Raw genomic sequence first — 5,317 nt, 5'->3', positions numbered from 1 at the left:
GTTGTAGACGGTCACGAACGCGTAGTCGCGGTCGCCGTCCTCGTAGACGTCGAAGTCGTAGTGGGTGTACGCGGTCTTGCCCACGTAGATGCCCCACGGGGTCTTGCCCTGGTAGTAACCGGGCACGAAGACCCACTTGTCCAGGGTCGCCTTGTTGCTCTTGGTGTCGTACACGCAATGGCCGGCGGTCGCCACCAGGTTCTTGTAACGCGACTGCACGGCGGTCGCCGTGCACCAGTGCGGCTTCTTGTCCGCGCCGATGAAGAACACCTTGCCGGTGGTCTTCGGCAGGTTCACGTTCTTCGTGCTGCTGGTCGCCTTCTTGTCGCCGCTGGAGCCGACGACGCCGGGCTTGCTGTCCGCGGAGGCCCCGCCGGTCGAGACGTGCTTGGCGGAGACCCGCGTCTCCACGTTGTACGGCTTGGCGTTGCGGAGGTTGGCCATACGCTCGCCGAACCAGAAGGCGGCGACCTGCTTGGCGGCGAAGTTGCTGCTGGCCAGGGTGTCGTGCGGAACGGAGTCCGCGTGCGCGGGGGTGGCGACGACGGCGGAGGCCAGCAGGCCGACCGCGATGCCGCCGAGAGTGAGGGTGCGCTTCAAGGGTTGTACTCCTCGGTCTGTCGGGGGCACAAAACAGGCCCACACGTCAGTAAAGGGACGGTAAGCAAGCTATCGAAGGAGGCAGGCGGAAAGTAGGGCCGAAACCTGCCCCGGCGGCGCACCCGCATTGATGGAGGTCGGAGCCGAACCTGAAAGGTTCCTGTGTTTGCGCTGATGAGATGCTGATTTCGCGGGGGTGTGCGCGCTCTGTGTCGCTGATCACAAACGCGGAAAATGTGACGTAAATCACATTCGTGAGATGGAACCGTGTGGCCCGGTGATCACGTCTGATCCGCCCCATGCGGCGTCGTTCCGGCGGCCGAGGGCCCGGTCGCCGCGGACGGCGGGAAGACGCGTCTGAGGCGTCGTGAGGGCGTCGTGGCGGCGGGGAGCGTGGAGAGCGTTCGCGGGAGATACCGGCACAAAAGGAGAAGGGCCCGGCCGCAGGCGGCCGGGCCCTTGCTCAGCTGAGCCTCAATCAAGAAGGCATCAGACGATGTTGGAGGAGGGGGTGGCGGCAGCGGCCTTGTAGACGGCCAGGGTCTCACCGTCGAAGTACGGCGAAACGCTGGTGTCGTAGCGGTCGTTGCCATCGGTGTCGGAGACACCGATCGTGACGCCGTTCAGGTAACCGAACCGCGTCGCGTTGTTGTACTTGTACAGCCAGGCGGAACCGGAGGCGCCCTCGCCGGTGAACGACGACTTGATGCCCTGCAGCGCCTCACCCTTCAGGGCCGGAGCCGTGGCGGGGAAGGTCTTGCCGTAGCTGTATTTGAGGGTCTTGCCGGTGAAGGCGTAGTTGCCGTCCGGGTGAGAGCCGCTCGGGTAGCCGAACACGAAGGTCGGCTGGCCGACCTTCTGGTTGTAGGCCAGGCCCTGGCCGCCGACGTTGTCGCCCAGCTTGCCGACGTCCTTGAGGCCGATCGTCAGCTTCAGGCCGACGACCTTGTAGCCCACGAGGTACTTCTTGCTCTGCGTGGACGAGGGGGAAGCCGAGGCGGACGGCGAGGGCGACGGGGAGGGGCTCGCCGACTTGACGCCCGGCTTCTGGTCCGTGTAGACGGGCACGACCTTGAGGCTCGAGTAAGCCGTGGTCTTGTCCTTCGCCAGCTGGTCCTTGGCCTTGTAGGCGTCCCACTTGGTCCGGTAGAGCCGGGACTCGTACTTGCCGCCGCTGGTGCCGCCGTCCGTGGGGACGACACCGTTGTAGACCGCGACGAACGCGTAGTCGAAGTCGCCGTCACCGTAGGTGGTGAAGTCGAAGTGGGTGTACGCGATCTTGCCGACGTAGATGCCGTACGGCGTCTTGCCGTTGTAGTAACCCGGGACGAAGACCCACTTGTCCATCAGGTCCTTGTCCTTCACCGTGTCGTAGACACAGTGACCGGCCGTGGCCACCAGGTTCTTGTGCAGCGACTGCAGGGCGGTCGCGGTGCACCAGTGCGGCTTGTTGTCCGAGCCGATGAAGAACACCTTGCCCGTGGTGCGGGGCAGGTTGACGTTCTTCGACGTGCTCGTGGCCTTCTTGTCGCTGCTGGACGAGACGACACCGGGCTTCGTGTCGGCCGTTCCCTTGGGCATCGTCGAGACGTGCTTGGCGGCGACCTTGGTCTCCGTGCCGTACGGCGTGGCGTTGACCAGGTTCGCCATCTTCTCGCCCAGCCAGAAGGCGGCGACCTGCTTGGCGGCGAAGTTGGTCTCGGCCAGCGGCTTGGCCTTGGGCTTGAAGTGGTCGGCGTGCGCGGGGGAGGCGACGAGGGCGGTGGCCAGCAGGCCGGCCGCGACGCCGCCGAACGCGAGGGTGCGCTTCAAGTGCTCTCCATGGTCTGTCGTGAGGCGCGGCTTCGCCTCATGCGTCAGTAAAGGATGCGCAAAAACTACCGGATTGGTAGCTGAGGGCGTAAGAGAGGTGAAGCAATGGGTATCACCTCGTGATCTTGATCGTGATCTTCAATGTGAATGCCATTGCTCGCGGGCGCTGCGGGGTCTTTCCCGGTGAAATTCGCCGTGGCGGGAGCGGGCTTCCCGGGTGTCGTGAGGTCGTACGGGCCGGCCGCGTCCGGGCACTGACGGGACGGACTCCTCCCTGGCCGTACGGAGGGAGAGGACCTGGCGGCGCCGGAACCGGATGCCGCCGTCGCGGCGGTGGCCGGGCGGTCCCGGGAAGGGCGAGGGGGACGGTTAATAGCCGACGCCGTTCGTTTTCCCCGGCGTCCTCTCACCGTCTTCCCGGTGTCTTCAGTGGTGTCTTCACGGAGTCTTCTTCCCGGCGCCTTCTCGGCGGTCCGGCGAAATGCGTAAGAAAAAGGACCCGGCTGGAGGCCGGGCCCTTTTCTCACATCATTGACCGGGGGAAGATCAGACGATCTTGCCCGACCAGTTGGCGGCGGCGGCCTTGTAGACGCCCAGGGTCTCACCGTCGAAGTACGGGGAAACGCTGGTGTCGATCCGGCCGTTGCCGTCGGTGTCGGAGACCGCGATGGTCACACCGTTGAGGTAGCCGAGCCGCTTCGCGCTGCTGTAGCGGTACAGCCAGGACGAACCGATGGCGCCCTCACCGGTGAAGGAGGACTTGATGCCGACGAGCTCCTCGGCCTTCATCGAGGGAGCGCTCGCCTTGAAGGTCTTGCCGTAGGCCCACTTCTGGGTCTTGCCGGTGAAGGCGTAGTTGCCGTCCGGGTGCGACCCGCTCGGGTAACCGAACTCGAAGACGGCCGTGCCGACCTTCTGGTTGTAGGCCAGGCCCTGACCACCGACGTTGGCACCGAGGGTGCCGACGTCCTTGAGGCCGATCGACAGCTTCACGCCGGTGACCTTGTAGCCGATGATGTTGCGGCCCGGGCCCTGGTCGTGGCCACGGCCACGGTCGTTACCGCGGTTGTCGCCGTTCTTCCAGCTGTGGTCGTTGTCCTTGCCGGCGGACTTGCCGAAGACCGGCACGACCGCGAGCTTCGACCAACCGGTGGTCTTGTCGGCCGCGAGCTTGGCCTTGTAGTCCTCGGCGTCCTTCTTGTTCTTGAAGAACTTCGAGACGCCGCCGCCGCTGGTGCCGTTCTCGGTGGGGATGACGCCGTTGTAGACCGTGACGAACGCGTAGTCGCGGTCGCCGTCCTCGTACACGCTGTAGTCGTAGTGCGTGTAAGCGGTCTTACCGACGTAGATGCCCCAGGGGGTCTTGCCCTCGTAGTAGCCGGGGACGAAGACCCAGTTGTCCAGCGTCGTCTTGTTCGACTTGGTGTCGTAGACGCAGTGACCCGCGGTCGCCACAACGTTCTTGTAGGTCGACTGCAGGGCGGTCGCGGAGCACCAGTGCGGCTTGCCGTCGGCGCCGGTGAAGAACACCTTGCCGGTGGTCTTCGGCAGGTTCACGTTCTTCGACGTGCCGGTGGAAGCCTTCTGGTCGCCGCTGGAGCCGACGACACCGGCCTTGGTGTCAGCGGAAGCCCCGCCGGTCGTCACGTGCTTGGCGGCGACCGTGGTCTCCACCGTGTACGGCGTGGCGTTGACGAGGTTGGCCTTGGCCTGGGCGTACCAGTACTGGGCGACCTGCTGAGCGGCGAGGTTGGTGTTGGCCAGGTTCACGCTCGGGATGGAGTCGGCGTGAGCCGGGGCGGCGATGGCGGCGGAGGCCAGCAGGCCGGCCGCGACACCACCGAGTGCGAGGGTGCGCTTCAACTTTCTCTCCCTGGTCTGTCGTGAGGCGACTCCTGCGCCCCATACGTCAGTAAAGGAACGGTCAGAAAGTTATAGGAGAAGTTGGTGTGGTGTAAGTGGAACCACCGCGTCCGCCCACCCCCTCCGGACCCGCGAACTTCGGGGTGGTTGAGGGGTCTGTGCGGCATCTGCGCTGATCACGAGTGGTGTCGGACGTCTGTTGCCGTACCGAGTGTCGGCTCTCAGATGGGGGCTTATGTGATGTAAATCACACTGATCGGATGAAACCGAGAGAGGGGGTACTACGTCCAAAGGGCCCTCGGCGGACCGTGTCCATGCGCTCAGCCGCCCGTTCCGGGTGCCCAATAAGGGCCCAAACGGCGGTCTGTGGGCGATCTGGCGGGATAGGGGTTCCGAGTGGTTCCCGTCCGTCTGGGAGCGATCTGCGGCGTGTACGGCGAGCCGGCCCGTCACACGTTCATCCGGCGGCCGGCGGCCCGGGCACGAGCATCGCGAGCATCGTGGGCGCAGGGGATCCGGATGGCGCTCGGAGCGCAGGGAGTGCGGCGTCTGTGCTCCAGGCGCTCACCGAAGGGCCCGGCGGGGCGTGGGATGCCCGCTGCGGCGAGACGGCGGGCGAGGGCGAGGAGAAGGAGACGGGCCGGAGCGGACGGCTCTGAGATCGACTTGCGGGATCGGCTCTAAGCTCGGCCTTGTGAGCTCGGCCCTGTGGCTCGGCTCAGAGACCGGCCGTGAAATCCGCGCGGGGATCCGTCTTGAGATCGGCTATGGGCTCGACTCCGGGAATCGGCCCGGGCTCGGCGTTGGGCTCGGTTCTGGGATTCGCCCTGAGTGCGGCTCTGGGATCGGCCGTGAGATGGATGGTGTGACCGCCGTGCTTGAAGCGCGGGTGTGGTCGGTTTCGGGCAATGGAAAAGGGCCCGGCTGGAGGCCGGGCCCTTTTCTTGACTCTGCGTTACTGGGGGGTTGATCAGACGATCTTGCCGGACCAGTTGGCGGCAGCGGCCTTGTAGACGCCCAGGGTCTCACCGTCGAAGTACGG

3 protein-coding genes are annotated in these 5,317 nt (G+C 65.5%); all 3 read right to left on the bottom strand.

All coding sequences use genetic code 11. The features are described 5' to 3' along the window. Window positions 1-600 (bottom strand): serine protease (locus tag FLV34_RS38715; RefSeq protein ID WP_369074168.1); only part of this gene is annotated, 600 nt, incomplete at its 3' end. 489 nt (window positions 601-1,089) lie between these two features. Then, window positions 1,090-2,412 (bottom strand): serine protease, encoded by a 1,323-nt coding sequence (locus FLV34_RS43110; protein WP_205831171.1) that lies wholly within the window; start codon window positions 2,410-2,412, stop codon window positions 1,090-1,092. A 546-nt stretch (window positions 2,413-2,958) separates the two neighbouring features. Next, window positions 2,959-4,275 carry a serine protease gene (locus FLV34_RS43105; protein ID WP_205831170.1) on the bottom strand — a complete coding sequence of 439 codons (1,317 nt, stop codon included), beginning with the start codon at window positions 4,273-4,275 and terminating at the stop codon, window positions 2,959-2,961. Window positions 4,276-5,317 lie beyond the last annotated feature (1,042 nt).

This window comes from Microbispora sp. CSR-4, from assembly GCF_008033685.1.
Lineage (GTDB): Bacteria > Actinomycetota > Actinomycetes > Streptosporangiales > Streptosporangiaceae > Microbispora.
Note: the sequence above shows the minus strand (reverse complement) of the source record. Positions and strands in the feature narration are given on the sequence as shown.